The organism is Anaerohalosphaeraceae bacterium (assembly GCA_035378985.1).
In the GTDB taxonomy this organism is placed as follows: Bacteria; Planctomycetota; Phycisphaerae; order Sedimentisphaerales; family Anaerohalosphaeraceae; genus JAHDQI01.
Genome location: DAOSUR010000004.1, coordinates 83,014 through 108,326, shown reverse-complemented (window position 1 = coordinate 108,326; position 25,313 = coordinate 83,014). Strand labels below are relative to the sequence as shown.

Here is a 25,313-nt window from a genome sequence, read left to right as displayed (position 1 = left end):
AAACGATTGCGCGGGTCTGCGGAAAAGTGAGATACATATGAAGAAAGTTTCTATTCCTGTTCTTTACGAAAATCAGGATATTCTGATTCTCAACAAGCCCTCCGGCATCTCCGTAACCAAAGACCGCTCCGGAACCCCCTGGCTGATGGAAATCCTCTAAAAGGAATTGCCGACACCGGAACCGCTGCGGCTGGTTCACCGTATCGACAAAGAAACCTCTGGGGTCCTCCTTCTGGCCAAAAACAAGCCCGCCCAAACCTTTTACACCTCCGGCTTTTCCAAACAGCGGTTTGCAAAGCTGTACTTGGCCGTCGTACAGGGCCCTCTTCCCCAAAATCGGGGACGCATCAAAGCCCCCCTTCTGCGAAGCCGGCAAAATCCCCAAACCATGCACGTCCAGCCCTGGAAAGGAAAGGAAGCCGTCACCGACTGGCTCAAATTGATGGAGTTAGGCCCGTTCGCTCTTCTGGCGGTTCAGCCCCTGACCGGCAGAACACATCAAATCCGTGTGCATTTGGCTCATCGAGGCATTCCATTGGCCCTGGATCCGCTCTATGCCAGCCCGCACCCCCTGATGCTTTCAGATTACAAAAAAGACTATCGTCCCAAAAGAGATACCCCGGAATCCCCGCTCATCAGTCGGCTTACGCTTCACGCGTATCAAATCCAAATCCCGCCGCTGCCGAGCGAACCGCAAACGGTCCGCACGTTTGTCGCCCCCTTAGACAAAAAGTTTTCCGCCACACTCAAAATGCTTTTCAAGCACGCCCGCTCTTGCCGGACAGCGGACAATCAGGACGCCGAACTCCTGCACACCATTCTGGCAGCCCAGCCCCTTCCCTTTTTTTCAACTGAGGACTTTACGGCTTTCCAAACGGATACTGATACGTCTGCGGAGTTTGCCCCGTAGCCCGGTAGTAATACCGCATCGCCTCCGGCAGGACCTCCTGAATGGCCTGAATGCGGGTCTGGTCCGAAGGGTGAGTGCTCAAAAATTCCGGAGGGCTGGCGGACTTGTCCGCCGCCATTCGTTTCCAGAAATCTACCGCTGTCTGCGGATTATACCCCGCCATCCCCATAAAAATCAGGCCCAATCGGTCTGCTTCCTTCTCATGCAGCCGACTGTACGGCAGAAGAACCCCGATTTGTGCCCCCAGCCCATACGACTGCATAAAGAGCTGCTGAGTCGCCGCAGGATGATTCTGAATCGCCTCTGAAAGGGCCATCCCTCCCATCTGATACAAAAGCCCCTGGCTCATCCGTTCGCTGCCGTGTCGGGCAACTGCATGCGCAATCTCATGAGACATCACAACCGCAAGCCCGTTCTCATCCTGCGTAATCGGAAGTAAACCGGTATAAACCACCACCTTGCCCCCCGGCATACACCAGGCGTTTTTCTCCTCGTTCTCCACCAAATTAAACTCCCAGGAGAACCCGCTTACCTGGCTGGCCAGGCCTTGCTGCCGAAAGTACGTTTCCACCGCTCCGGCAATCCGCTTGCCCACTTCACGCACCATCGCCGTCTTCTGCGGGTCCGTACTCACCTTATTTTCTTTCAAAAAGGATTGGTATTCCTCCAGAGCCATCGAATTAACCAATGAATCCGGCACCAAATTCAGCTGGCTGCGGCCGGTAATCGGCACCTCCGCACAGCCAAACCAAAACACCGACAAAAAGAAAAGAGAAATCCCCTTCCAAGTACGCTTCATAATTGTCTCCTTACATCATCCGTATTTATCCTGTAGATTATACCACCTTTTTCCACACCGGCAAATCCTTCCAAACAGTTTCCTGCCTTTTCAATTTAGGGGCTAAAATCTTGACCGCATTCCCGCCTCGTGTTAACCTGTTGGTTCTGTAGAAAGGGAATCCGGAATGCACATAACGCTCGAATGGACACTGAAGACCGCCGCCTTCGCCGGCTTTCTTTACATTCTGCTCAGTCTTTTTAACGTTCACTGGCTCATGCGTCTCCGCATCCTCGGGGCAATGGGGGTCGGGGGATTTCTTATTGGATTTCTTCTTTGGCCGAAAATCGCCCCCATCGATCCGCTCGGTGCTGTTACCCTTTACAACGGGGCTTTCTCCTTGTCAGACATTCTTCTTTGTATGCTTGCGTCCTTGTTAGCGGGCGCCGGGGGATACCTGATTGCCTATCCATACGGCAAAGCCGCAGGACTGCTGTCTGTGCCGACAGGCCTGGCCGTCTGGACCTTCCAGAGCGGCTCCGTTCGTTCTCTCCTGCTGACCCACTCCGCCTTCGAAGAGCGATTGGCAGTTTACCGCTTCCTCCGAATCGAAACCATCTTCTGGCTGGCAATGCTTCTCTGCGGCGCCGCCGGAATCTGGATTCTCTCCCGTTTCCTGCCCCCGAAAAAGACCCTCGATAGTTCCCAGGCATCCTCAAAAACCAAACGCTTTCCTGCACTTTCCATCCTCATTGCTGTTTTAGCTTCTGTAGTGATTGTTCAGTTAACCATCGGTCTCTTTGCACAGGATGTCCGATATCCGGATACCCGCATCGGCTCCGTGACTGGTCAGCCGGGCAATCGTCAAATCGCCTTTGCCGTACTGGCCTCCTTCGCCTTGGCTGGTGCCGTCATCAAGTACTTTTTGGACTGTGAACATTATTGGGCTGTTCTGTCCGCTCCCCTTTTGTATGCCATTGTCATTTCCGTATCCTGCAGCCCGCAAATGCTCCAATATATGACGGAAAACTGGGCGGTTACTTACTTTCCAAACACAATAACAGCGATATTACCAGTCCAGTTTATCTCGTTTTCGGCCATCGGGGCATTAGCAGGCCAGTGGCTCATAATAAAATATAAATCGGCAAAAAAACTCCAGGAAGTCCTATAACAACAAAAATTATCCCGCCCCTCTGTTTGGAATCTTTCGAATCAAAAGATTCCAAGTGATTGTTTTACATATAGTTATGCATGATTTGTCCCTTTTTTCCCTCTTTTTTCCCCTCCTCAGCCAAAAACTGCTATCCCAACTGAACCAAATAGCCGAAGATACCTATGCCGAATTTAGGGTTTCAAACGGGATTTTGACAACCGACAACGAGCCGGCAGCGTAAAGACAATAGAAACGGAATGCTTTTGAAAACAAGTACTTATGACCAGCATTCAGCAAGGAGTTTGATATATGTTGGTCCTCAGCAGACAAAAAGATGAATCAATTATGATCGGCGATGATATCGAGATCACAATTGTGGACGTTCGCGGCGACAAGGTTCGTTTAGGAATCAACGCACCCAGGAAAGTGGAGGTCCATCGCAAGGAAATTTATCTGCTCATTCAAAAAGAAAAAGCCCAGCAGCAACAGCAACAGTCCGCAGAGAAATCTTCAGAAGATTCCTCCAAAGAAAATACCAATCCGAACTCCGCTTCCGTCAAAAATTCCTAAAACCAATTTTTCGCCCATTCGCTCTGGTCTTCAAAAGCCCTCTTTTTCCTATTACCCGTAAACATTCCCTTTTTCATCCACATAGACCCCCGCATGCGCCTGTTTGATGAGTTCCAGCGCTTTCCGCAGTTGCTCCAAGGCAGGCACCTTAAATAATCGTCCGCATTGCCGGCAGCGTTTCCGCTTGTCGGCATCCTCCAGAGAAAGCCGCATCGCAACACCGCAGTCTGGACATCGAGCCAAAAGACGCATTCTTTCCTCTCAACAAACGCTTTTTCCTATATTCATTATTTTTCGGCTTCATTCAAACGGTTTTTATCCAAAAACCTTTTTTTACGCACCAGTTTTGGGATTTTATAGGACGAAGTCCCTCTGAAATCTTTCCTACCTTGTCTGGAAACCCTATTTGTGATAGAATTCAATTAACGAAAAACTGGTTGTTTTGGGTTGGGGGTGATGATGACCAAACCGGTAGTTTGTCGTGTAATCCAATCTCGTCCTCTTCGGGCTTCACAGGCATCGTCCGAACCAGAACCGTATGCGCCGATGAGCCCATCACCATTCGTACGGAATCGTCAGATTGCCCGTCAATGGACAATCCAAAATCCGTTCCGGACGAAGGCCCCGCGGGGAATCTGGGTGGACTGCTGGGCCTGAAGGGCCGAATAAACAAACATGGCTTTGAATCACCCGGAGGATTCAAAGCCATGTGTGCCCAACTCGCTGGTCCGTGCGGCCGATAGTCCAAACATCCCTGTTTGGAATCCCAGTTTTTCTCAAACCAATCGAAAACCCTTAAGGTCTCTTAAATCCCGTATTGAAGCATCCGGCGGGCCGTTTCCAAAGCCGCCTCCATCGAATCCGCCCGACCCGATAGGATCAATTCCCGCGCCTGCCGGATTACCTCCGGCTCCTCCCCCTGCATCTGCATCACCCGCTCAAAAAGCCCGGCATACCGCAGCCGAAGCTCCGGTTCCTCCTTGCGAGGGGGCTTTCGTTTCGGTCCGGCTGCCCCCGCAAGGGAAGCCGCTCCAAGTGCTCCGTTTATCTGCATCGAACTGGAAAGTTCCGCCGGATTCATTTTTCAAAGTTCACTCGCTCACTCGCCTTCGTACCTGCCCCCATTGTCGTACTCCGGCAGAGGAACTTTAGCATTTTTTCAGAAAATTGCGCTGATTTTTGAAACAGGGCTCAGAAGCCCGTTCTTCTCGGACGATACCTCCTTCTGCATCGTCTGATAACTCGGAAGCGTTTCCGTGATTTCAAAAACAACGAACTTGTTAAAGTAAAGCGGACTGTTCTCCACAATCTTCCAATTCAGGGGTTCATATCCCGTCCGCATCTGGGTTTCAAAGTAACGGCGGATTCTTTGCTGAATCGTACGATCGCTGCTGTCCCAGACATCCTCCATAGCCCACACAATCCGGGCGGTTCGCAAATCCAGCATCTTCAAATGAACACTCAGCAGCAGATGCGGATAGGGGCTGTACCGTCCCATCGTTCCAAATACAACGGCATCCGCTCCCAGATTCTGCCGAATCTCCGCCAGCTGTTGGGGCGTGCTTCGACGGATGGAATCCAAATCCAGCTGCCGCCAGGAGGGCTCTTCACGCCGAATCAGACGAATACTAAACAGATGCTTTTTTCCCAAGCCGTCTGCCAGCATTTCAGAAAAAATTCGTCCCTGTTCCGGATGCGGCGTCGGATTGTCCAGCTCCAGCATCACCACTTTGCCGATCTGATCAAAATCCGCCGTCGGACTTAAATAAAAATTGCCTGCAGGACGCTCCGCCGGCTCCTGAACCCGACACCCGACCGCCGCAATCAACACTGTCAACAGCCATATCTTTTTTCTATCCATCGTTCGAATCTCCATCCGAAAAAGCTCAGCCGCCGCTGTCCGCCGGCTCGGCCCCTAAAATCCGGAGAATCTTCGCCAGGGCCTGCAGTTGGGCGGCCTGGGCCTTGCGCATCTCCTCCCGAAATCCGAGCACATCCGCCTTCCACTGATTCAGTTCCGCATGCATCTTCTGAAGAAACTCATTGGCCTCATCCAGCTCCTTTTGGGTTTGAGCCAGCTGAGTCTTCAGCGAGTCCACCTCCTTCTTCAGACGGGCGTTTTCCTCAAACAGCTGAACATTCTTTTCCCGCAGCTGATTGGCTGTTTCCGACATCTGCTGATATTTCTCGGACCAAATCAGAGCCGTTTGAACCGCATCAGGCCTCGTGCTTCCTTCCGTAAAACGGCGTTCCAGGGCCGCCGCGGAGGCCGTGGAGACGGCGGGCGTCTGAGCGGTTGAGGCCGACTCCGCCGGCGTGGACGGCACAGACGGGGGCACGGGCTGCTCAAGCATCTGACAGCCCAGACTCATCGCCGCACCCGCCGTCACAATCCATCGGAGAATCGTTCGCTTCATGACCGTATCTCCTGCTGAGCCGGTGAACCGGCTACATTCCCGTAATTACACTGAATAAAACTTTTCTGTCCGCATCCGCATATCACTTCCAGAATTACATAATCGCTGTTGCTCTCGACAATCCTCGCCTGAGCCGCCCCTGAGGGGGACGAATCTCCCTGTTTTCGAAACGGTTCTGCACCGGCCGTTCGGGAACACGGCAGAACCACAGACGAAGCCGTCTGGACCTGATTCGTATCTTTCGCTTAAATCCGTTCATAACCATCCCCCTGTTTGTTTCTGAACATTTGCACTGTCATCAAACCCCTCAGCGCACCACTGCTTTCACGCACGATAGTCCACATGGCCGTCCTGTACACCGCCGCCTTTTTCAATCTGTTCCTGTTCTTCCTCAATGGCCTCTTCAATCCCTCCGGAATGCCTCGGCTTCTCCCTTCGACGTCCGGAGGAATCCTTCTTCCGATGAACCCGTCCCCCGATCGAAGCGGTCTGTTCGATATAAGGCATCCCTTCCACAGGTCCCAGCGTTCTGTCCGGTCTTTCCGCCATCGGTTTTCCCTTTCCTTTTTGCAGGGATTCTGTCTCAGGCATCCCCTCCCGCCTTCCAGCCGCGCAGCGCCGTCGAGAGGGCAAACAGGGCTGCTGCATGCAGCTGACAGACACGCGACTCCGTAACGTCCAGCACCTCGGCAATCTGCTTCATCGTCAGTTCCCTCTGATAATACAGCACAATCACCCGGCGCTGTTTCTTCGGAAGATTCTGAATCGCCTTGGCCAACTGCTCCACCAGCTCCTCTCGCTCCAAGCGATGGGAAGGTTCCGGTTCTCCCGAATCTGCCAGACATTCCCCCAGTGCCGGGGCTTCATCATCGATTCCGTGAATCGACAGAAAATGCCGAGCCCGTGCCGTCTCCAGCAGCTGATAAAGCTTCTCCAGGGGCATCTGAACCGCATCTGCCAGTTCTTCATCCGTCGGCGGCTTCCCCTTTTCCTCCAGCAGACGGGCACCGGCCTCCTGTACCTGCTCAAACTGCTTGGACAAAGACGGCGGGGCAAACGACCATTGCCGAAGTTCGTCAATTACCGCCCCGCGAATTCGAATATAGGCATAGGTTTTGAACTCCGCGTCTTTCGACGGGTCATAATCATGGGCCGCTTTGACCAAACCGATAGTGCCTGCCGAAACCAAATCTTCCCGGCTCAGCGGCGGATGCAGATACGACACCACCTGGCTGACAATCCGGTGAACCAGCGGCAAATACTGCAAAATCTGCTGTTCCGTCTGGCTCGCACGCACCTGAGAACCATACGCACGAAGGGCCTGGCCGGCCGTAGCCGTCGGCGTTTCTTCCAGAAACTCCTGGGCCATCCGAACCTCCGGAGCTGCAGCCGGTTCCGTCTGCGGAGAATAAACAGTAGGTTCCGTCATTGATTATCCCTATTCTGCTTGCGCAACTGGCTTTCGACTATGGCATTCAGCAAAATTCTGATGACAATCCGCCCGCTGATTTGAACCACCGCATACATCACCACCGCCCCAGCCAGAGCCCGGCTGCCGCACACAGCCGGACTGCACCCGAACAGCCCCCCGGCAGCGGCCATCACAAAAAATACAAAAACCGCCAGATAAACCGCCAGAATTTTTACCTTTTGTTCCACACAAAATCCTTATTCACGCATCGCTCAGACCGGAACTGCCTCGCCCATCGGGCTCAGGACCGAGGACGCTTCCGGCAGCGAAACCGTCTCAACCGGATTGACCATCGTTCCGGCACAGACCTCATCATATGCCACCACAGGCAGACGCTGCAGAGAACGCGAAATCAGATTCACCAGACCCGGGCGAATCCTCGCATCACACAGAAGAACCGGCTCCTCAATTCCCTTATCGAGTGTCGCCTTCCAGGCCTGGGCAATCGCCTGATTTAGCTGCGAAGCCGCCTCCGGCGGCACCGCCAGCGTAATGGCATCCGTCCCCTGCTGCACACAGCCCAGCAGCTGATGCTCCAGAGACGGCTCCAGAACAATCGCACTGATTTTCCCGTCAGGCCCCTTGAACCGCTCTGTAATCGTTCGCGCCAGGGCCTTGCGGGCACATTCCGTCAGCAAAGCGGCATTCTTCGTACGCCCTCCCTGCTCTCCGAGCGTCTCCAGAATCAGCGGCAAATCCCGAATCGAAATCCCCTCCTTCAGCAGATTCTGCAAAACCCGCTGCACCAGACCGACCGACACCACCTCCGGAACCACCTCTCCCACCAGTGACGGCTGCACCTTCCGCAGCCGCTCCAGCAGCTGCTGAACATCCTCGCGGCTGAGCAGCTCATGGGCATGCCGCGAAATCGTTTCCGACAAATGCGTAATCAGAACCGACTCCGGGTCGATCACCGTATAGCCGTTCAGCTCCGCTGTTTCCTTATCCGCCGCCGAAATCCACAGCGTCGGCAGCCCGTACACCGGTTCTTTTGTCGGTATCCCGCGCACCGGCTTTTGAACCGCTCCGGAATCCATCGCCAGATACTTATCCGGCTCAATTCGACCGTGGGCAATCACATGGTCATACAGCCGAATCTCATACGACGACGGCTCCAGATTAATATCATCCCGCAGACGAACCAGCGGAAACACAAAGCCCAGCTTTTGTGCAATCTTCTTGCGCAGGGCACCAATCCGTTCAAACACACTGCTTTGACGGCGGGGGTCTACAAGACTGATCAGACGAACCCCCACCAGAATCGACAGCACATCCGCCTGCAGAAGCTCCTCCGCAGGCGGCTCATCCGAAGCCGCCGCCGAAGGTGTCTCGGTCTTGCTTTTTTCGGCCGGTTTTTCCAACACCGACTGCTTCTTCGCTCCCCATCCCAGAAACCCGATGACACCGGAAATCAGCAGGAACGGGATTTTCGGAAAACCCGGCACCATCGCAAAGGCCCCGATTACCGTCGCGGCAATCAGCAGTGCCTGCGGCTGCCGGAACATCTGCCGCGTCATATCATAGCCGACCGTATTTTCCGAACGGATTTTCGTCACCAAAAACCCGCTGCTGACCGCAATAATCAGCGAAGGAATCTGGCTGACCAGCCCATCGCCGATGGTTAAAACCGAATAATGCCGAAGTGCCGCCGCAATCGGCATCCCCCGCGTCCAACCCAGCAGAATTCCGCCGATCAGATTGATGGCCGTAATAATCAGCCCCGCTTTGGCATCCCCCGATATAAATTTGCTCGCCCCGTCCATCGCCCCGTAAAATTCGCTTTCCTTGACGATGGCGTCCTGCCGCTGCTTGGCTTCCTTATCCGTAATAATGCCGGCATTCAAATCCGCATCAATCGACATCTGCTTGCCCGGCATTGCATCCAGAATAAACCGGGCGCTGACTTCGCTGATGCGTCCGGCACCCTTGGTAATCACCACAAACTGAATCACCACCAGAATCAGAAACATCACCATCCCCACGACCAGATTGCCCCCCGCCACAAAATTGCCGAAGGTATGGATAATCGTTCCGGCATCTCCCTGCAGCAGAATCAGACGCGTCGAAGCCACATTCAGCGACAGCCGAAACAGGGTTGTAATCAGCAGAAGCGACGGGAACGTAGACAATTCCAGCGGTTCGCTGGCCGCCAGCACGATAATCAGAACGGCAATCGCCAGCGAAATGCTGCACGCCAGCCCTACATCCAGCAGAAAGGTCGGCAGGAGAATCAGCAGCATCGTCAAGACGCCGACCAATCCGGCCGCAAACAAGAAATCACTGTTGGCTGCCAGCCTGGCGATCTGACTGCTGCCGAAGAGTTTATCCGAAGAAGCTGCTGTGCCCGAAGCCATTTCTGCCTTCCCAAATCCCTTTTATTTGGCCGCCGTGCCGTTCAAACTCGCCGCCGTATTGAGAATCTCCCGAATCCGCACTGCATAACAATCCTCCACCACCACAATATCCCCCGTGGCAAATGGAATCCCCTGGACAATCAAATCCACCGGTTCGCCGATTCGCTTCTCCAGCGACAGAATCGAACCCGGCTGCAGCTGAAGCAGCCGCCGCAGCGGAATCTCCGCTTTGCCCAGCGAAACCGTCACCGGAAGCTGAATATCCAGCAGCATATCCAGATGCTCCTGGCCGCCGCGAATATCCTGACCGTCCGCCTCCGCAAACGCCGCCTCCTGAACCGCCGCCTGAGTCCCCGCCGTTTCCTGATTCGCTGTCTGTTCTTCCGCCATACATCAATCTCCTTGTTCCGAGACTCTCTATTCGTTCTCCGGCTCACTGATGACCAGCACCAGCTTTCCCTTTTGCTGCGCCGGATAAGCAAAAAAACACGGCTTGCCGTTCAGCAGCACCCGCCACGGACGCCGAATCTTCTGCCCGAGCACAAGCACATCCCCTTTTTCCAGCCCCGCCAAATCTCCCAGCCCGATGACATCCGGATCCAGCGTTGCACACACCGAAACCGGAACCTGCCGAAGCCGTTCCAGGATCCGAGCCGAACACTGGCTCGGATTCAGAGCCGCCGGCGACGGAATGCCCGCAAATGCATCCAGTAAAGAGGACTCGAGCACCAGAGAAAATTCCACCGAATGGGAGCCGTACTGAATTTCCAGCGTCCACTCGCACAAATCCTCCAGAATCCGCGAACGCATTACCCAGTCGCCGCGAACCAGCTGCCCGGTGGGCTGAATCTTCAATCGAATCTGCTCCTCCAGCACTTCACTCAAAAACGTCGTCAGAACCGTGGAGGTATCCATCAGAATCGATTCTTCCAATGCCGAAAACTCCCCGTTCTGGCCGACCGCCGCCTCCGGGTCATTCAGCATTTGAGCCACCAGAAACCGGGCATTCTCAAACGTAAACAAAAGACACCCGATGCACTGCTTGCTTTCATCCCGAAGGCCGACAACATAAGGGCCCTCATTGCCTACACTCACCGTTTGAGCCAGACGGTACGCAAAATGTTCTTGGATTCCCTTCAGTATCCCCTCCACGGAGCCGTTGAATTGCTCATTAATCCCCTTTTTAATTGACAAGGCCATTCGGCTGCCCAGCCCCTCCAGAAGTGCTCGCGCCTCCGCTCCGAACCGATGCGGTCGGCCCCAGTCAAATTCCTCCGCCTTCACCTCCGGCTGAGGAGCCGCCGTCTGACGGGCCCGCTCGACCAGACGCTGAAGTTTTTCACGCGTAAACAAAAACGAGGTCGCTTCACGGCTCATTGCACGGCAAACTCCCGAAAAAGAACACGCTGAATATACGGTCGGCCGTTCGGAAACAGCATTTCGTTAAACTGCTCCTGAATCTGCCGTTTGATCTTCTCCAGATTTCGGCTGCCGCGAACGTCTTCCAGACTCAAGCCGGCAAAGAACGTCGTCAGCCAGTCCCGCAAAACCAGTTTTCGCTCATCCAGATATGGTTCCCCTTTGGCTCGATCCATTTCCGGACTCATTTCCAGCGAAACCGTTACTCGCACATAGCGGGTCACACCGGGTTCATCCAGATTGGAAACGACCGCCTCCAGACCGTCATAAATCCATGCCGACTGGTTCTTGCCGTTCTTCGAAAGAAACTCGTCAAAATTTTTCTCCACCATCCCGTCCTCCGCCGGCTGGGCCGCCGGACATTCCGCATCTGTCCCGCCCAGCAGCTGCGAAAGAGCAAACCCGCCGCTCAGCGCCCCGAGAATCACCGCCCCCAGCATCGCCCAGAACATCCAGCCGCCTTTGCCGGTCTCCGCCGGAGCCGAAGACCCCTTCGGTTCCTGCTTCTCTTGTCCCTTTTTTTCCTGTGTTTTTTCCGACGCCATAACTGCTACCTCTTTTTCCCTCAATCAGCTGCCAGAATCTCCTGACGCCGATACTTTCGAATTCGTTCCCGAAGTGTTCGATCACTGATGCCCAGCAGGCGAGCCGCTTCAGACTGATTCCCCCCGGTCCGCTCCAAAACCGTCAGGATTGCCTGCCGCTCCACCTCCTCCAGTGAATACCCTTTCTGCGAAAAACGCACGTTCGCCATGCACGGCTCACCCGCACGCAATTCTTCCATTACAGCCGGCAAATCCGTCACCGACAGCAGCGGACCTTCTCCGAGAATCAGCGCCGTCCGAACCATATTCCGCAACTGCCGTATATTCCCCGGCCAGGAGTACTGCTCAAACAAGTCCAGGGTTTCCCGTTCAATTCCTTCAATTTGCCGGCCCGTCTCCGGAGCATACTGATTCACAAAAAACCAAATCAGCGGCGGCAAATCCTCCATCCGCTCTCGCAGAGGCGGAAGCGTCAGACGCACCCCCGCCAGGCGGTAATACAGATCCGCCCGAAAGGCACCTTCCCGCACACGCCGCAGAATATCCTGGTTGGTCGTACTGATGATGCGCACATTGACCTGAATGCTTTCCGTCCCTCCCACCCGCTCAAAACTCATTTCCTCCAATACCCGCAGCAGTTTGGCCTGAAAGGCCGGAGGGGTTTCCGTAATCTCATCCAGCAGCAAAGTCCCGCCGTCGGCCCGCTCAAAGCGTCCCCGATGGCTGAACAGTGCCCCTGTAAAAGCCCCTTTCTCATGCCCGAACAGCTCGCTCTCCAGAAGAGTTTCCGCCAGGGCCGCACAGTTCACCCGAACAAACGGCCCTCCTGCTCGGCGGCTTTGACTGTGAATAAACTGGGCCAGCAGCTCCTTGCCGGTACCGCTTTCTCCGCACACCAGGACAGAAACCGATGTCCCGGCCGCCTTCTTCGCACACTCCAGAACCTCGCCCAGACGCCGGCTTCGGCCGATCATCACCTGCCGACGCTCCGCAGAACCAAAACAAACCGGGACATTCGACAAATAAGCCGGAAGATAACGGTCCAAAACTTCGTAAAGCCGCTTCGGAGAAACCGGTTTAACCAGGTAATCAACACACCCGGCCCGCACAACCCGCAGGGCCTCTTCCGACGAATCCTGTTCCCCGACAGCCAGAATCGGCGTCTCCGGGAACTGCCGGCGAATCAGAGAAAGCAGCCCCATCCCCTCGTTCATCGCCCGTTCTTCTTCAATCAGCGGATTGTAAAAAATCAGACTCCACGAACACTGCCCCAAAAGCCGGCGAGCCGTCCGTTCCGTCCCAGCCACGGTCCCGCGTACTCCGCGACGAGCCAGCGCCTCCAGCACAAGCCGATCAAAGTCGGGTTCACCGTCCAGAATCAGAACCTGCTGAAACTCATTGAGACAGATTGTTGGGTTCACTGACAAGTCCTTTGAAAGAAGAAGCCCGCAGGGTTTCTACCCATTGAAGCGTTTCCAACGAGGCCTTTGCCGCACCGCTCCAGCGGCTGCCGGGAGCTTTCTGCAGCAGTTCCTCATAAATCTGAGCCGCCTGCCCGGGCTGAGTATGCCGCAGACAATTGGCCCGCTGAAACACAGCCCACTGCCAATCCGGTTCGCTCGGTGAATCAACACGTTCCGAAGCCAGTCGATAAAAACGCTCCGCACGGGCCAACTGCCCGCACCGAAAGAGAGCATCAGCGATTCCCAGCGGCTCTACCGGCTGCTCAATTTGATCAATCCGCTCCAGCCACTGGGGCTTGACGGCCTTCTCCGCCTCCGCCCGTTTTGGTTCTGCAGGTGCCGGTTTCTCCGTTTGCTCGGAAGAAGCCGGTGCTTTCACGGCTGCTTCCGACGAGGTCTGGGAAGATGCATCCGGAATCGAAGGATTCGTCTCGGATGCCGCCTTTTTGGGTTGAACCGGCACTTTCAGCTGTTCCAGACCGGCAATCAGCGACTCCAAATCCACCGTGCTGACCGAAGTCATCGACAGATAAACCGGCTGAATCTGCTCTTCCTGAAGCTGTCGGCGAAGCACAGCGGTCCGGCTCGGAGCATTGGGATCCTCCGCACCGCCGGCTGCGGCGGATGACAGCACCCCAATCCCCGTCCAAAACAGAATGTTGAAAATTTGTCTCCTGTTCATCGTCCGCCGGCCTCCGGAACAATCCCTCCATACGAAAGGGCCGCGTCTGCAAGCCGCTTCTGCCCTTCATAAATACGGCCCAACAGAAGAAAAACCTCCTGACGCATCGGAGATTCCGTTTCCTCCAGCGTCAAAAGCTGACGGCATAAATCCTCCGCCATTGCCAAACGCCCCCTCTGATAAGCCGTTTCCGCCAGCAAAAACATCGCATCTTTCATCTCCGAACGACCTTCCAGGTCATAGAGGGCGTCCGTCAATTCCTTTTCCGCCGCTGCCCAATCCCCGCTCTGAAGATAACAGCGGGCCAGCTCCACCCCCAGACGGGCACGCTGGCCGGCATCCGCTATAAACTCCCGTTTTCTCCGCAGCAAAGAAGCGGCAGAATCGGCCAGGTCCATCTCCCGCAGAATCCGGGTCCGAAGCAGCAGAAAGTCGCACACCTCCTTCTGACTCAGCCGCGATTCGGAGACTTCCTCCAGTATTTCGAACGCTTCCACATATCGGTGCTGGGCAATCTTGGCCTCGATCAGCTCCGTTTTCACTTGAAATATCTCCTCCCCCGTCAGAACCTGATTGAGAGCCGCCTTCAGAATCTGACAGGCCGTTTCATAATCCCTCCGCTTCAGACAAACCCTGCCGAGCAAATGAAGGATGGAACCGGCCGCCTGGGTATTCTTTTCCTGCTCCATCAGCTCCAGAGCTTCATTCAGCCAGCGCTGGGCCTGTTCATAATCCCCGCTCTCAAAGGCACACAGCCCAAGTCCGTAAGCCGCCCGATACCGCAAGGAAGCGGAAAAACTCAGACGATATACCTTTTCAAAAAGCCGCTGTGCCGCATCATACAGTCCCTTCTTCGCAGAGGCCTCCGCCAGGTACAGCCAGGCCTCATCGGCAGCCCGGTTTTCCGGATACTGCACAACCAAATCATTCAAATCAGACCTCGCTCCTTCAAAATCCCCCAAATCCGTCTTCAATCGGCTCGAATAGGCCAGTGCATACGGAGCCAGAGGATGATGCGGATGCCTCGTACTGACCAGTTTAAACTCCCCCAGGGCCGTGGCTATTTGCCCCTGTATCGTATACAAAACACCCAGAGCATAATGAGCATTTGCAGCCCGATGCTCCCCGCGGTACCGCAGGAGAAAACGCTGCCAAATTGCAATGGTTTCCGACAGCAAAACAGCCTTGTGTTCTTCAAAATCCGAATAAGTTTCCGGGTCATACAACCGGGCGGACGCCCCATCATAAGACCACAAAAGCCCTGCACTCCCGGCCGCCAGCTCGGCCAAATAGGTCCCTGCAGTGGACGGAAGATACAGCGTAACCGGCCGCCGTCGAGCCGCCGCATCAGAAACACTCCACTCTAAATTGATTCCTGCGGCCGAACTGTACTTCCACAAAACCTCCTCCAGCGGACTCTTCAGGCAAACGGCCGTCCACTGCGACCTTGTCTCCGCCCCGGGTCGATAAACGATTTTCGGCCCGACCGCCCCTTCATTAATCTCTTCAAATCCCCGCATCAAAAACGCTTTCAGCGTCTCCGGCTCCTCCAGCGGAACCTCGGCAATCGGCAGCGTATCCGTCCACAGCGGCCCCGGCAAAATCTCGGATTCATTCCCCAATTTCAAAACGGCCCTCATCAGTGCCTCCGCCGCCGCAAAATAACAGTCGGATTCCGCCGTCGCCGGCATCGTCGTATCAAAAGCAGACATCAGCGACAGGGCACGATAGGCACTTTTTCGGGCCTCCAGAAACTGCCGATTGTGCATCTGCAGAAAACACAAATAATAATAAGCCAGTGCTCGAACCACCGGCGAGCGGCTTTCAACCGCCTGTCCAAACAGTGCCGTCAGCGTCTCCTGTTCCTGGGTTTTTTGCAGACAAAGCGCCATTTTCAGTGACAGATAATCATCCAAACAGGCATCCGCCGGATTGTTCTTCATCAGATTCTCTCGGAGACGCCCGAAGACATAAGAGGCCTTAAAATAATCTTTTGCACGATAAAGGGCTTCTGCCGAACGGAGGGAAACCGAATCATCCAGCGTCTGCCGTGTCAGGGAACTCAAATGAATGCTCCGCATCAGCACAGAGGGGTCAATCGAACCCTCCTGGCCCTTCGGCAGCGGCGGCAGCGCCGCATCATCTTTCTCAAAAGAATCCTTCGCTTCTGCAGGCGTCTGCGGCAGCGAAGTCTGTTTCTCCCGCACAAACAGCAAATAGCAAACGACTCCTCCAACCATCAGCGAGTTCAAAATCAGCAAAAACAAAATCCAAAACCATTGATGCCCGGAAGATTTTGCGGAAACCTCCGCCGGCAGAACGGCACTCGTCGGCGCAATAGCGGCGCCGACGCTTTCCTTGCGCGGAGGTTTTCCCGCAAAAAGCTCCTGTTCCCTTGCCTCCGCAGAAATCGGACTGGCAAACAGCTCATAAGGTGTCTTTTTGGAACCGTTCTTTTCCGGCATCTAATTCCCTACATCAAAAGTCCTGTATATGCACCATAAGCGCACAATACATTTCTTTTCAAAAGTGCAAGAGACGTGCCATTTAATCAAAATGAGGGTTTTTGATAAAAAAATGAAGTTTTTAAGTGAAAAATCGCTCCCGCCAAATCAAAAAACTCGCCGCCTCCTCACGGTCTGTCTGTTTTCCATACAAAAAAAAGGAATCTCGACTTATGCCGAGATTCCTTCGTTGTTCATCCTGGTTTCTGAACGAATCTTATTCAGACGGAGCCGATTAAGCAGATTCTCGCTTCTGTCGGGCAGCCGCAAATAAATCCACCTTCCCCTCAACCACCTCCGGCGTCACCACATACCGGCCCGGCTTCGGTTCTTCCGGCAGGCGATACATCAAATCCAGCATCAAATCCTCCACAATGGCCCGCAACGCCCTCGCCCCCGTATCCCGCTGCATCGCCTTTTTGGCCAAAAGTCGAAGGGCCTCATCCGTAAAACGCAGCTCCGCATTCTCCATTTCAAAAAGCTTCTGGTACTGCTTAACCAGCGCATTCTTCGGCTTGGTCAGAATATCCACAAGGGCCTCTTCATCCAGCGCCGTAAGCGTGGCAATAATCGGAAGTCTCCCCACAAACTCCGGAATCATTCCAAATTCGATAATATCTTCCGGAGTTACCTGAGAAATAATCTCCGAATAATCCGCTTTCTTGTCGTGTTTCCCCTCATATTCTGAGCTGAAACCAATCAGTTTTTTCCCCAGACGCTTCTTAATGATGTTATCCAACCCCACAAAAGTCCCGCCGCAGATGAAAAGGATATGCGTGGTATCCACCTGAATGTAGGCCTGCTCCGGATGCTTCCGCCCTCCCTGCGGCGGAACATTCGCAATTGTCCCCTCCAGCATCTTCAAGAGTGCCTGCTGAACCCCCTCTCCCGACACATCGCGAGTAATGGAGATATTTTGTGTCGTTTTTCCGATTTTGTCGATTTCATCGACATACACAATCCCGCGCTGGGCCGCCTCAATATCAAAATCCGCCGACTGAAGAAGACGCAGCAGAAAGTTTTCCACATCCTCGCCTACATACCCCGCCTCCGTCACGGTCGTCGCATCACAAATCGCAAACGGCACATTCAGCACCCGAGCCAGCGTCCTTGCCAGCAGGGTCTTTCCGGAACCCGTCGGACCAATCAAAAGAATATTCGACTTATCAATCTCCACATCTTCATCCCGGCTGTCCGTATGCAGCAGCCGCTTGTAATGATTGTGGACCGCTACCGAAAGGGCCTTCTTGGCCTTTTCCTGCCCAATCACATATTGGTCCAGAAACTCCTTAATCTCTCGCGGTTTCGGTACATCCCGAATGAGTTCCGAAGACGAGCTCTGCCGCCGCTTTTCCTGCCGAACAATGTTGTAGCAAAGTTCTACACAATCCGCGCAGATAAACACCCCGCCCGGACCGGCTACAAACGCATCCATCGGATGCTTGCTTCGCCCGCAAAAACTGCACATCTCTCGGGGTTTTCCCGAATTGGTTGTCTTGGCCATTATCGACTCCGTTTTACCGGTTTTTTCTCGATTTTTACCAGTTAGAATTATTCTACCCCTTCAATCCAAAATAGGCAACCTTGATTTCTTTTCAAAAATATTGACTTTCTACCCCTTTTGCATTATCTTTTAGAACATAAGGAGTTTTTCATCATTCGAAGCTGTCAGCATTTCCGTCAAGGGAAGACACCCTCGAAGTTCGGCGCACAAAAAAGACTTTTTCTTAGGAGGGAAACTTTATGAAAAAGAACATGTTAATTCTGCTTGGGTTCATTCTGATTGCTGTCAGCATTCATCCGACAGCGGGAATGGTCCTCAACAACACAGCCCAAATCACAACCAATGAAGAATGCCTCGTTTACGGCAACCAGGATTCCTTTGCTCTCTCCGGGCAAAAAACAGTCTGGGTTGACTATCGTGACCCATCCGGCACTCCGCAAATATTCGGAGTCCGTCTGGATGACCCAAATCTGACGGAATTCATCATTGAAGCCAACGCTCTGGGAAGCAACACAATCGCCTTTTCAGACCCCTTTGTCGTGTACACTTACACAGAAGGATATCCCTCTCCGCTTCTGCTGAAAGTCGCAGATATTCAAAACCCGAATGCCCCGGTTCTTAGGGAAATTCTCCCTTTGTTGAATGACATCTACGACTTTGACATTGCGGATAATCTGATTGTGTATTGCGGTCCGGACTCCCAAAACGAATATCTGTACACCGTTCTGGCCGTTGACTTCAGTGACCCGAACAATCCCCAGCACTTTCTGATTGACATCGCTCCTTCAGACGCCTACATCTCCACGATAGCCCTCGACGGTCCCTTCGCTGTCTGGAACGAAATCCCCGCAGAAGGCCCGTCTCTTGTAAAAATTGCGGATTTAACCAGTCCTGCACAACCCCAGATTGTCTCGGTACAGCTGCCGGACGGAATCATCTTCGACCAAATCGAAGTGTCGGAAAACAACCTTGTCGCTCGGGGAAATCAGAACTGGCGCCCCTTCTTGTACGCTGTCAAAAACTACCGCAGCACCGAAGAGTGGAATATCCTGACCCTCTGGAAGGAAGCCGGCAGTGATGAATACCTGGTCAGCGGACCCAAGATTGACGGTCCAATCGTTCTTTGGGTAGTTACAACACGAGCCCCGGCCGCTGCCGACGCCGGCACGCTCCAGAACGAACCGGTTTCACAGCTCAAGTCTGCATATCTGCTCAACAACAGTGCAAGCGTTTCCACCCTTCTGACCGCCTCTGCCCCGGACCAAATTTTAGCCGCAGACATTTCCGGTCGGCAAATTGTCTGGTCCATGGGCCCTTGGGACCAGATTGAACTGTACAAAGGTTCGCTCGCTCTGGAATGCGGAGATTGGGGCTACAAACCCGGCGACATCAACAAAGACTGCCTCGTCAATCTGGACGACCTGGCTTGCCTGGCTCAAAACTGGCTGTCCTGCACAACCCCGGACCAGCCCGATTGCGAATTCGGCTTTTGAAAAGCTCCCCACCGCCTCGGACGCTCAGTTGCGGATATGAACAACGCCGTTTTCAACGGTTAGCCGCCCGGCGGCAAACAAGCGGATCGCCTCCGGATAGGCAATGCACTCCTCCCGGAAAACCCGGGCGGCCAGTGTATCTGCATCGTCGCCTTCGAACACCGGACAGCACCGCTGCACAATAATCGGCCCGGCATCATAGTCATTTGTGCAGAAATGTACCGTACAGCCGCTCACCTTGCAGCCCGCCTTCAGCACCGCCTCGTGAACATGATGCCCCCACATCCCCTGCCCCCCGAAACTCGGCAGCAGGGCCGGATGAATATTCATCACCCGGTTTTCATACCGCTCGGGAATTTCCCAAAGACACAGCCAGCCCGCCTGCACAGCCAAATCCACCTTCGCCCTATCCAGCTCCTCCGCAATCCGCTCGCTGAACGAATGAATATCCGCAAAATCCTTTCGGCGGATAATCACCGGCTCCAGCCCGATTTCCCGAGCCCGCTGCACCCCCGCCACCGTCGAGCGGGAACTGATCACCAGCACAATCTGGGCCGGCAGACGTCCCGCCTGAATCTCCTGATGCAGATTCACCATCGTCCGACCGCCTCCGCTCAGCAGAATCCCCAGCCGAATCGGCTTGATATCCCTCCACGAGCCCTCCCGGAAAATGTCTCGCTGCAAATCCATCGCTTCATTGGCCAGTTTATCCGCCCCCGCGTTTTTCTCTCGCGGAATATGCTCCGCCTTCCAGCGGTCAAAACCGGCCAGAAGCTTTCGGCACGCCTCGTACAACGGCAGGAGATTCTCACTCTTGACCTTGTACTGCCCGTTAAGCTGCCGAATCAGCAGTTCGCTGTCGCTGAACAGTACAAGCTCCTTTGCTCCCCGCTTCTGAGCCGCCCGCAGCCCCTCCAGAACCGCCGTGTACTCCGCAATGTTATTCGTCGTCTCCCGCTGATAAATCGCCCGGCTTTCAATCAGTTCTCCTGCCGGGGTCTGCAGAAGATACGCCCCCGCTCCCGGACCCGGATTACCCCGGCTGCCCCCGTCCGTATAAAGATGTACCTTCATTTCACTTCCGGAACACCCCATCCCTGTCTCCTGAAAACCTTGAAAACAAAAAAAGCGGTCAATCCGAACCGCCTTCTTTCAGATAGAGTATTCGCGTGCAGTTCGTACAGCGTAAAATCTCATCTTTGGTTGTCAGGATATTGACCATCTCCGCCGGCAGCCCCATAAAGCACCCCCCGCAGCTGTAGGAAGAAGAATGCTCATCCGACTTTTCAATCGCCGCCATCGCTTCCCCGTCATACGTCTCGGCCACGCGGACAAACAGATTCAAAACCTCCGCCGGAATCTGCTTAGCCGCTTCGTCCCACTCCGCCTGAATCGCATCAATATCCTTCTGATACTCCGCCGCTTTCACTTCCGCCTCCGTCCGCACCTGCTCCACACGGGCCTTCTGCTCTTCAATTTGTTTTTGAATCTCCGCACACGCCGCCTGGTCGGCCTCCAGATTCTTCATCAATTCGAGAACCTGATTTTCGAGTTTGGCATCATCGGCCTTGGCGGTATTCAGTTCAGTGAGGATAGCGGAATATTCTTTGTTGGTGCGGGCTAAATTGAGTTGAGAACGAAGCTTGGTGATATAGGCGTCACGCTCCTTTAGTTCCAGTTCCAGGCGGTCCGCCTGAATCCGGGTCATTTTGATTTCTTCCTGCTTGGCCTCCAGCCCGCTCTGAAGGGTTCGCAGCTGGTTTTCCTGAAAGAGCACGCTCCGCCGGCAGCGAGCCAGTTTCGTCTTGACCGCCCGCAGGCGATTTTCGATTCGCTGGAGTTTAATTAACCCCTCTAAAATCGGTCCCATCGAAAGTCCTCTCTGAAATTGTAAAAGTTCCCCTCAGCAAATTAAACGAAACATTATGCCCTCCCCAAACCCCTTCCGCAACAAAAATTTTCCCGATTTTCTCCCCTTTTTCCCTTCTTCCCTACAGCAGAAATCCGGTTTCTGGATGCTGAATACCGACCGATTTTTCTTCATTTTTAATTCTTCACTTTTCATTCTTCATTCTTAATTCCTCTCCAACCCTACCCCCCTGATCACCTGACCACTTGTCTTCCTGTCTTCCTTCCTCCCCGTACAGTTCTTCACACCGCTTCAGGTAATCACGGACAACCGGCCAGTCCGCTTCACAGCCTATAAGGGATACCAACACTCTTGGAGATTCACTCTCCTCCGGATATATCAATTTCATAAAGCCGACATGGACGCAGCGGGGGTTTAAATCGTCCAGTCTGAGCCACTGCTCAGAGAACATACATACCTGTACATACGGGGGAGCTGTTTGATCTCCCTGTATGGTCCGGCAGTTCCACTCATCCGAAAGAACCTGATTGGGATCGCGGAGGAGATAGCGAAGTTTCTGATAGCCGTGATTCTGCAGATGAGTATGAATGAAGCCCTGAACCTGTTCAAACGGATGGTCTTGTTCGGGACATACATAACAAAGCAAATAAGCAGGGGCCCCTCCATAGCGGACCTCCTCCGCCCAGTCCGGCGGCACCAGCTCTTCCGGAAACCCTTCGGGACGCTTCGTCTGCAAACCGAACAAATCCTCTTCTTTTTTATATCCCAGCTGAATCAACAGAACAGCCAGCAGAAAAACGGCGATTCCCTGATGGGCCAGCACTGCACGCCGGCTGATTCTCGCAGGCAGCCGGTTTCGGAGCCCGGACAGTCTTTGCTGAAGCCAAAAAGACAAGCCGGCAAAAACCAGCAGTCCGATGCCGGCTGCCGCCGCAGAAAACAGCCAAAACCGCTGTTCGATGGGCAATGCCGTCGGCCGCACCAAACCCGAGTTCCGGGATAATCAGGAACGCCAACAGCATTCCCGCACAAAGCATCAGCAGTCCAACGGCGGCCACAACGCCGGCGGGTGCATACCGGGCCGCCAGAACGGAACCGTCCCCGGCCAGACCAAAAACACTTCCCAGCACCAGATAACTCCCGTTGCAAAGGCAGGTGACAGGACCAACCAGCAGAGGAATCAAAAGACAGCCGCTGCGCCATTTGAACACGGAGAAGGTAATCAGAATCCCGAAAAGACTGCCCAGAATCGAACCGGCCCAGAGCATTATATCATCACGAGGAGAAACGGCGATCGCATAAGACCAGGAAAAAGGATGAATGACAAGTCCGCGCACGATGCCGCCGGTGCTCCAGGCGCCGAGAGCGTGCACGATTTCATGGAGAAACTTGGCGATATTCGTCGCCGCAAACAGCGCCGCAAGCAGAAGGAATCCGGACTTGAGAGTTCGATATCTTGTCTTCTCTTCTTGCACAGGAAATTCCCCTTCTTTTCCAAGAGCAAATGGAGAACGCCTGCCGATAACAAATCCGGATACCTGGTACAAAAATTATTTCCTGCCGCTCAACACCTTCCTAAAACAGATTGTGCTTACTTCAGAAGGTCGGCAGACATCTCTCCTTGCCTCTTTCTGGGGCGTCATCTTATAAAACACCCCTTTCTTTGTCAACAATCCCTTCTTTCTACCTTCTGCCCTGCCATCTCCCTGTTTTTTTCAAATTTCGAGATTTTTAGAGTTTGGAACTTTGTGCTTTGGATTTCTTCCGCCTGCTGGCTGCTGGAGTCTGGCTCCTGGAATTTGGCCGCTTTTCTTCATTCTTATTTCTTCATTTTTTTAATCCGGGTCCATCCGTGTAAATTCCGTGGTTAAATAAAAAATCCATTTACAGCTTTTTTAAAACTCGCAATTTCCCATTTACCAAATGTCCACAACGACCCCGCCTCCGAGCCCCTGTGAAGGATTTTCAGGAAATGTGTTCCTACTTAATCAATGCAGCCAATTCTTTGAACCGCTCATGACGGGCATCCCGTAGCAGCTCAAACAGCACCATCTCGGTCGAATTGATAACCGCCCCTGCCGCCGACATCCGCCCAAGCCCGATGGCCTTGTTTTCCTCGGTCCTCGAAGAAACCGCATCCGCAATCACATGGACATTCAGCCCGCGATTGAGCAGTTCAACGGCTGTCTGAAACACACATACATGGGCTTCGATCCCGCACAAAAGAACCGCCGAGGATTGCGTTGACTCCAGCTTCCGAAAGAAACCTTCCGCTCCGCAGCAGCTGAACGAGGTCTTCTCAAACGGCTTCTCGCCCTCCAGCAGTTCACGCAGTTCACGCACCGTCGACCCCAGCGCACGCGGCGCCTGCTCGCACCACAAAACGGGAATATTCAGCGCCTTCGCCGTACGCAAAAGGATACTGCAGCGGGCAATCATCTTCTCCTTATCGCTCATCACAGCCGCCAGTTTCTCCTGGATATCAACCAGGACAAGGCAGCACGCCGAGGGAGTCAAAAGAACCGATGCCGAGTTTCCCATTTGCCTATTATTTCTTTTCCGTCAGATTTCTTACTTCGATGACAAGAACAACAACCGGCCCTCCCGATACCGAAGACTCTTCCGCCGTCTGTTCTTTTTCCCAGGCCAGTCTCGGCTCAACCGGCAAAAGAGTCTTTTCCCCTTCTCCGGTTTCTTCCGCCGGCACACGAATCGCCGCATCCGAAAGCCCGCGCCGATTCACCCGTTCCAGGTGCGACGCGGCCGTCAGCAGACGAGAGGGACTCGTTTGACGAATCAGTTCCTCCATCTGGTCCGGCCGAATCCCTTCCACCACAACAGACCTCGAAACGGAGGATTCCCCGTCCGCCAGTACAAACTGCTGCTTCGAACAGAGTTCCCAGACCGATTCGAGGGTTTTCATAAAAGACAGCATTTGTCCCTGAGGGCACTGAATGCGATAAACAGCACGGTCCTCAAAACGTTCCGACGAAGCCGAGGAGAGAAGTTTATGCGACACAACGGCCTTTTTAATCGAATCATTCACAGCGATCGGCTGGTCCGTCAAAAGTCTCAGATTGCCCAGGACCAGAACGGTTTCTTCCTTCAACTCGGACACCGCTTTGTCCGGAAGAGATTCCGCCGCTTGTCCCTGCACGGAAACGGCAGGTCCAGCCGTCGGTTCAGGGGGCTGAACAATCTGGAGCACCAGCAAACCCAATATCGCCAAAGGCAGCAGCACCATCGCTGCCGCGGCAGCGGTCCACCGGAGGACCATACGAAGACGCCCGATTCGACTGCTCGGTACAGCCGTTTCCGAACTCAGAATCAGCCGACGTTCCAATCGAACAAGCACCTCATCCTTCAGTCCGTCCGGCGCCTTTTCAATCGGCAGCGCTCCCAGCAGCTCTTTCTGCCGGAACAAAGCATGCAGCTCCTTGCGAATCACCGGATTGTGCTGCGCCAGACGCTTCAGTTCCGTCCGCTGGCGTTCATTCAGTTCGCCGTCCAGAAAGCCGTGTATCAGAGAATCAACTTGTTCCCGCTCTTGCTCGTTCATGCCAGCACCGCCTCCAGCATATCTCTCAGCCCCGCACGAGCCCGGCTGATTCGGCTTTTGACGGTCCCCAGTTCAATATCCAAAATCTCCGCAATTTCCTGATAACTCAAACCCTCAATATCTCGCAAAACAAGCACAATCCGCTGTTCCTCATCCAAACGCCCCAAGGCCCTCAGCACAATCTCGCGGGCCTCCTTATCCTGGGCCAGCCCTACAGGGTCCGCCTTCTCCCGACAGAGCAGATACCCCGATAATCGGGCTGTTGCTCGTTCTGACTCGTCTCTTCCAGAGCCGTCAATCGACTGCATAACAAGCCGCCCCCTCCGTTTGCAGAAATTCAATGTTAAATTCACTCCAATTCGAAAGAGCCAGGTATAAAAACTGCTTTTCCCTCGAAAATCTGTTATCTTCTCCAATACTTTGACAAACGTCTCCTGGGTAAGTTCCGCAGCATCTTCAGGGTTTGAGCAAATTTTCAGGATTGTATTATATAACCTGTCCTGATACCGGACAATTAAAAGCCCCGCGGCCTCCAAATCCCCTCGCTGGGACCGTTTGATAAGAACCTCTTCTTCAAGAGTCTGGTTTTGGTACTCTGGGTTGTCCTTCACATCCATCCTG

The 25,313-nt window shown here is 54.0% G+C and carries 29 protein-coding genes; 6 read left to right on the top strand and 23 right to left on the bottom strand.

The features are described 5' to 3' along the window. Positions 1 to 37 precede the first annotated feature (37 nt). Positions 38 to 160, top strand: coding sequence for a hypothetical protein (locus PKY88_04855; GenBank protein HOQ04522.1), 123 nt, complete (start codon positions 38 to 40; stop codon positions 158 to 160). 6 nt (positions 161 to 166) lie between these two features. Next, a complete protein-coding gene (locus tag PKY88_04850) occupies positions 167 to 910 on the top strand; it encodes an RNA pseudouridine synthase (GenBank protein HOQ04521.1) in 744 nt (247 codons plus the stop codon). Here PKY88_04850 and PKY88_04845 read toward each other — a convergent pair. Beyond that, a complete protein-coding gene (locus tag PKY88_04845) occupies positions 861 to 1,709 on the bottom strand; it encodes a M48 family metallopeptidase (protein ID HOQ04520.1) in 849 nt (282 codons plus the stop codon). The genes PKY88_04850 and PKY88_04845 overlap by 50 nt on opposite strands. A gap of 166 nt (positions 1,710 to 1,875) precedes the next feature. Here PKY88_04845 and PKY88_04840 point away from each other — a divergent pair, with 166 nt between their 5' ends. Next, positions 1,876 to 2,859 carry a hypothetical protein gene (locus PKY88_04840; GenBank protein HOQ04519.1) on the top strand — a complete coding sequence of 328 codons (984 nt, stop codon included), beginning with the start codon at positions 1,876 to 1,878 and terminating at the stop codon, positions 2,857 to 2,859. 291 nt (positions 2,860 to 3,150) lie between these two features. Continuing rightward, positions 3,151 to 3,411 carry a carbon storage regulator CsrA gene (gene csrA / locus PKY88_04835; protein ID HOQ04518.1) on the top strand — a complete coding sequence of 87 codons (261 nt, stop codon included), beginning with the start codon at positions 3,151 to 3,153 and terminating at the stop codon, positions 3,409 to 3,411. Positions 3,412 to 3,462: 51 nt separating this feature from the next. Here the strand turns inward: csrA and PKY88_04830 are convergent, their stop codons facing one another. Next, on the bottom strand, positions 3,463 to 3,654 hold the full coding sequence (locus tag PKY88_04830; GenBank protein HOQ04517.1) for a hypothetical protein: 192 nt from the start codon (positions 3,652 to 3,654) through the stop codon (positions 3,463 to 3,465). 213 nt (positions 3,655 to 3,867) lie between these two features. On the opposite strand from PKY88_04830, the gene PKY88_04825 reads away from it, so the two are divergent. Then, positions 3,868 to 4,068 carry a hypothetical protein gene (locus PKY88_04825; protein HOQ04516.1) on the top strand — a complete coding sequence of 67 codons (201 nt, stop codon included), beginning with the start codon at positions 3,868 to 3,870 and terminating at the stop codon, positions 4,066 to 4,068. 148 nt (positions 4,069 to 4,216) lie between these two features. Here the strand turns inward: PKY88_04825 and PKY88_04820 are convergent, their stop codons facing one another. The 15 genes from PKY88_04820 to clpX form a co-directional block, all read right to left on the bottom strand. Next, positions 4,217 to 4,492 (bottom strand): hypothetical protein, encoded by a 276-nt coding sequence (locus PKY88_04820; protein HOQ04515.1) that lies wholly within the window; start codon positions 4,490 to 4,492, stop codon positions 4,217 to 4,219. Between the two features lie 78 nt (positions 4,493 to 4,570). Beyond that, a complete protein-coding gene (locus tag PKY88_04815; protein HOQ04514.1) occupies positions 4,571 to 5,272 on the bottom strand; it encodes a hypothetical protein in 702 nt (233 codons plus the stop codon). 25 nt (positions 5,273 to 5,297) lie between these two features. Then, positions 5,298 to 5,828 (bottom strand): hypothetical protein, encoded by a 531-nt coding sequence (locus PKY88_04810; protein HOQ04513.1) that lies wholly within the window; start codon positions 5,826 to 5,828, stop codon positions 5,298 to 5,300. Further along, positions 5,825 to 6,037 carry a hypothetical protein gene (locus PKY88_04805; GenBank protein HOQ04512.1) on the bottom strand — a complete coding sequence of 71 codons (213 nt, stop codon included), beginning with the start codon at positions 6,035 to 6,037 and terminating at the stop codon, positions 5,825 to 5,827. Before PKY88_04805 ends, PKY88_04810 begins: the two co-directional genes overlap by 4 nt. A 115-nt stretch (positions 6,038 to 6,152) precedes the next feature. Then, positions 6,153 to 6,377, bottom strand: coding sequence for a hypothetical protein (locus tag PKY88_04800; protein ID HOQ04511.1), 225 nt, complete (start codon positions 6,375 to 6,377; stop codon positions 6,153 to 6,155). A gap of 34 nt (positions 6,378 to 6,411) precedes the next feature. Beyond that, complete coding sequence (locus PKY88_04795) at positions 6,412 to 7,257, bottom strand: FliA/WhiG family RNA polymerase sigma factor (GenBank protein ID HOQ04510.1); 846 nt, start codon at positions 7,255 to 7,257, stop codon at positions 6,412 to 6,414. After that, positions 7,254 to 7,487: a hypothetical protein gene (locus tag PKY88_04790; GenBank protein ID HOQ04509.1), complete on the bottom strand. Its 234-nt coding sequence runs from the start codon at positions 7,485 to 7,487 to the stop codon at positions 7,254 to 7,256. The genes PKY88_04795 and PKY88_04790 overlap by 4 nt, the downstream gene beginning before the upstream one ends. Before the next feature lie 24 nt (positions 7,488 to 7,511). Then, positions 7,512 to 9,653 carry a flagellar biosynthesis protein FlhA gene (gene flhA / locus PKY88_04785; protein ID HOQ04508.1) on the bottom strand — a complete coding sequence of 714 codons (2,142 nt, stop codon included), beginning with the start codon at positions 9,651 to 9,653 and terminating at the stop codon, positions 7,512 to 7,514. Between the two features lie 21 nt (positions 9,654 to 9,674). Further along, entirely contained in the window at positions 9,675 to 10,043 is a 369-nt protein-coding gene (locus tag PKY88_04780) for a FliM/FliN family flagellar motor switch protein (protein ID HOQ04507.1), read from the bottom strand. A gap of 27 nt (positions 10,044 to 10,070) precedes the next feature. Continuing rightward, the gene (locus tag PKY88_04775) at positions 10,071 to 11,030 is read right to left on the bottom strand and encodes a FliM/FliN family flagellar motor switch protein (protein ID HOQ04506.1); all 960 of its coding nucleotides are present in this window, start codon (positions 11,028 to 11,030) and stop codon (positions 10,071 to 10,073) included. Next, on the bottom strand, positions 11,027 to 11,617 hold the full coding sequence (locus PKY88_04770) for a flagellar basal body-associated FliL family protein (GenBank protein HOQ04505.1): 591 nt from the start codon (positions 11,615 to 11,617) through the stop codon (positions 11,027 to 11,029). Before PKY88_04770 ends, PKY88_04775 begins: the two co-directional genes overlap by 4 nt. Before the next feature lie 20 nt (positions 11,618 to 11,637). Beyond that, entirely contained in the window at positions 11,638 to 13,038 is a 1,401-nt protein-coding gene (locus tag PKY88_04765; protein ID HOQ04504.1) for a sigma-54 dependent transcriptional regulator, read from the bottom strand. Further along, positions 13,013 to 13,762: a hypothetical protein gene (locus tag PKY88_04760; GenBank protein ID HOQ04503.1), complete on the bottom strand. Its 750-nt coding sequence runs from the start codon at positions 13,760 to 13,762 to the stop codon at positions 13,013 to 13,015. Before PKY88_04760 ends, PKY88_04765 begins: the two co-directional genes overlap by 26 nt. After that, complete coding sequence (locus PKY88_04755) at positions 13,759 to 16,227, bottom strand: tetratricopeptide repeat protein (GenBank protein HOQ04502.1); 2,469 nt, start codon at positions 16,225 to 16,227, stop codon at positions 13,759 to 13,761. Before PKY88_04755 ends, PKY88_04760 begins: the two co-directional genes overlap by 4 nt. Positions 16,228 to 16,501: 274 nt before the next feature. After that, entirely contained in the window at positions 16,502 to 17,770 is a 1,269-nt protein-coding gene (gene clpX / locus PKY88_04750) for an ATP-dependent Clp protease ATP-binding subunit ClpX (protein HOQ04501.1), read from the bottom strand. A 239-nt stretch (positions 17,771 to 18,009) separates the two neighbouring features. Between clpX and PKY88_04745 the strand changes: the two genes are divergently transcribed. Further along, entirely contained in the window at positions 18,010 to 19,263 is a 1,254-nt protein-coding gene (locus tag PKY88_04745) for a hypothetical protein (GenBank protein ID HOQ04500.1), read from the top strand. A 24-nt stretch (positions 19,264 to 19,287) separates the two neighbouring features. Here PKY88_04745 and purN read toward each other — a convergent pair whose 3' ends face one another. The 6 genes from purN to PKY88_04715 form a co-directional block, all read right to left on the bottom strand. Continuing rightward, entirely contained in the window at positions 19,288 to 20,358 is a 1,071-nt protein-coding gene (purN, locus tag PKY88_04740) for a phosphoribosylglycinamide formyltransferase (GenBank protein ID HOQ04499.1), read from the bottom strand. Positions 20,359 to 20,395: 37 nt separating this feature from the next. Continuing rightward, complete coding sequence (locus PKY88_04735) at positions 20,396 to 21,133, bottom strand: C4-type zinc ribbon domain-containing protein (GenBank protein ID HOQ04498.1); 738 nt, start codon at positions 21,131 to 21,133, stop codon at positions 20,396 to 20,398. A 184-nt stretch (positions 21,134 to 21,317) separates the two neighbouring features. Beyond that, positions 21,318 to 22,118, bottom strand: coding sequence for a hypothetical protein (locus PKY88_04730; protein HOQ04497.1), 801 nt, complete (start codon positions 22,116 to 22,118; stop codon positions 21,318 to 21,320). 995 nt (positions 22,119 to 23,113) lie between these two features. Continuing rightward, positions 23,114 to 23,674 carry a hydrolase gene (locus PKY88_04725; GenBank protein ID HOQ04496.1) on the bottom strand — a complete coding sequence of 187 codons (561 nt, stop codon included), beginning with the start codon at positions 23,672 to 23,674 and terminating at the stop codon, positions 23,114 to 23,116. 7 nt (positions 23,675 to 23,681) lie between these two features. Beyond that, positions 23,682 to 24,692, bottom strand: a complete 1,011-nt coding sequence (locus tag PKY88_04720) for a hypothetical protein (GenBank protein ID HOQ04495.1) — start codon at positions 24,690 to 24,692, stop codon at positions 23,682 to 23,684. After that, positions 24,689 to 25,303, bottom strand: coding sequence for a sigma-70 family RNA polymerase sigma factor (locus PKY88_04715; GenBank protein HOQ04494.1), 615 nt, complete (start codon positions 25,301 to 25,303; stop codon positions 24,689 to 24,691). The genes PKY88_04720 and PKY88_04715 overlap by 4 nt, the downstream gene beginning before the upstream one ends. Between the last annotated feature and the right edge of the window lie 10 nt (positions 25,304 to 25,313).

What these genes read in the sequence shown, in the direction of transcription:
- PKY88_04855 (HOQ04522.1), top strand. Translation starts at nt 38, where the DNA reads ATGAAGAAAGTTTCTATTCCTGTTCTTTACGAAAATCAGGATATTCTG.
- PKY88_04845 (HOQ04520.1), bottom strand. Translation starts at nt 1,709, where the DNA reads ATGAAGCGTACTTGGAAGGGGATTTCTCTTTTCTTTTTGTCGGTGTTT.
- PKY88_04840 (HOQ04519.1), top strand. Translation starts at nt 1,876, where the DNA reads ATGCACATAACGCTCGAATGGACACTGAAGACCGCCGCCTTCGCCGGC.
- csrA (HOQ04518.1), top strand. Translation starts at nt 3,151, where the DNA reads ATGTTGGTCCTCAGCAGACAAAAAGATGAATCAATTATGATCGGCGAT.
- PKY88_04825 (HOQ04516.1), top strand. Translation starts at nt 3,868, where the DNA reads ATGATGACCAAACCGGTAGTTTGTCGTGTAATCCAATCTCGTCCTCTT.
- PKY88_04820 (HOQ04515.1), bottom strand. Translation starts at nt 4,492, where the DNA reads ATGAATCCGGCGGAACTTTCCAGTTCGATGCAGATAAACGGAGCACTT.
- PKY88_04815 (HOQ04514.1), bottom strand. Translation starts at nt 5,272, where the DNA reads ATGGATAGAAAAAAGATATGGCTGTTGACAGTGTTGATTGCGGCGGTC.
- PKY88_04810 (HOQ04513.1), bottom strand. Translation starts at nt 5,828, where the DNA reads ATGAAGCGAACGATTCTCCGATGGATTGTGACGGCGGGTGCGGCGATG.
- PKY88_04800 (HOQ04511.1), bottom strand. Translation starts at nt 6,377, where the DNA reads ATGGCGGAAAGACCGGACAGAACGCTGGGACCTGTGGAAGGGATGCCT.
- PKY88_04795 (HOQ04510.1), bottom strand. Translation starts at nt 7,257, where the DNA reads ATGACGGAACCTACTGTTTATTCTCCGCAGACGGAACCGGCTGCAGCT.
- flhA (HOQ04508.1), bottom strand. Translation starts at nt 9,653, where the DNA reads ATGGCTTCGGGCACAGCAGCTTCTTCGGATAAACTCTTCGGCAGCAGT.
- PKY88_04780 (HOQ04507.1), bottom strand. Translation starts at nt 10,043, where the DNA reads ATGGCGGAAGAACAGACAGCGAATCAGGAAACGGCGGGGACTCAGGCG.
- PKY88_04775 (HOQ04506.1), bottom strand. Translation starts at nt 11,030, where the DNA reads ATGAGCCGTGAAGCGACCTCGTTTTTGTTTACGCGTGAAAAACTTCAG.
- PKY88_04770 (HOQ04505.1), bottom strand. Translation starts at nt 11,617, where the DNA reads ATGGCGTCGGAAAAAACACAGGAAAAAAAGGGACAAGAGAAGCAGGAA.
- PKY88_04760 (HOQ04503.1), bottom strand. Translation starts at nt 13,762, where the DNA reads ATGAACAGGAGACAAATTTTCAACATTCTGTTTTGGACGGGGATTGGG.
- PKY88_04755 (HOQ04502.1), bottom strand. Translation starts at nt 16,227, where the DNA reads ATGCCGGAAAAGAACGGTTCCAAAAAGACACCTTATGAGCTGTTTGCC.
- clpX (HOQ04501.1), bottom strand. Translation starts at nt 17,770, where the DNA reads ATGGCCAAGACAACCAATTCGGGAAAACCCCGAGAGATGTGCAGTTTT.
- PKY88_04745 (HOQ04500.1), top strand. Translation starts at nt 18,010, where the DNA reads ATGAAAAAGAACATGTTAATTCTGCTTGGGTTCATTCTGATTGCTGTC.
- purN (HOQ04499.1), bottom strand. Translation starts at nt 20,358, where the DNA reads ATGGGGTGTTCCGGAAGTGAAATGAAGGTACATCTTTATACGGACGGG.
- PKY88_04735 (HOQ04498.1), bottom strand. Translation starts at nt 21,133, where the DNA reads ATGGGACCGATTTTAGAGGGGTTAATTAAACTCCAGCGAATCGAAAAT.
- PKY88_04725 (HOQ04496.1), bottom strand. Translation starts at nt 23,674, where the DNA reads ATGGGAAACTCGGCATCGGTTCTTTTGACTCCCTCGGCGTGCTGCCTT.
- PKY88_04720 (HOQ04495.1), bottom strand. Translation starts at nt 24,692, where the DNA reads ATGAACGAGCAAGAGCGGGAACAAGTTGATTCTCTGATACACGGCTTT.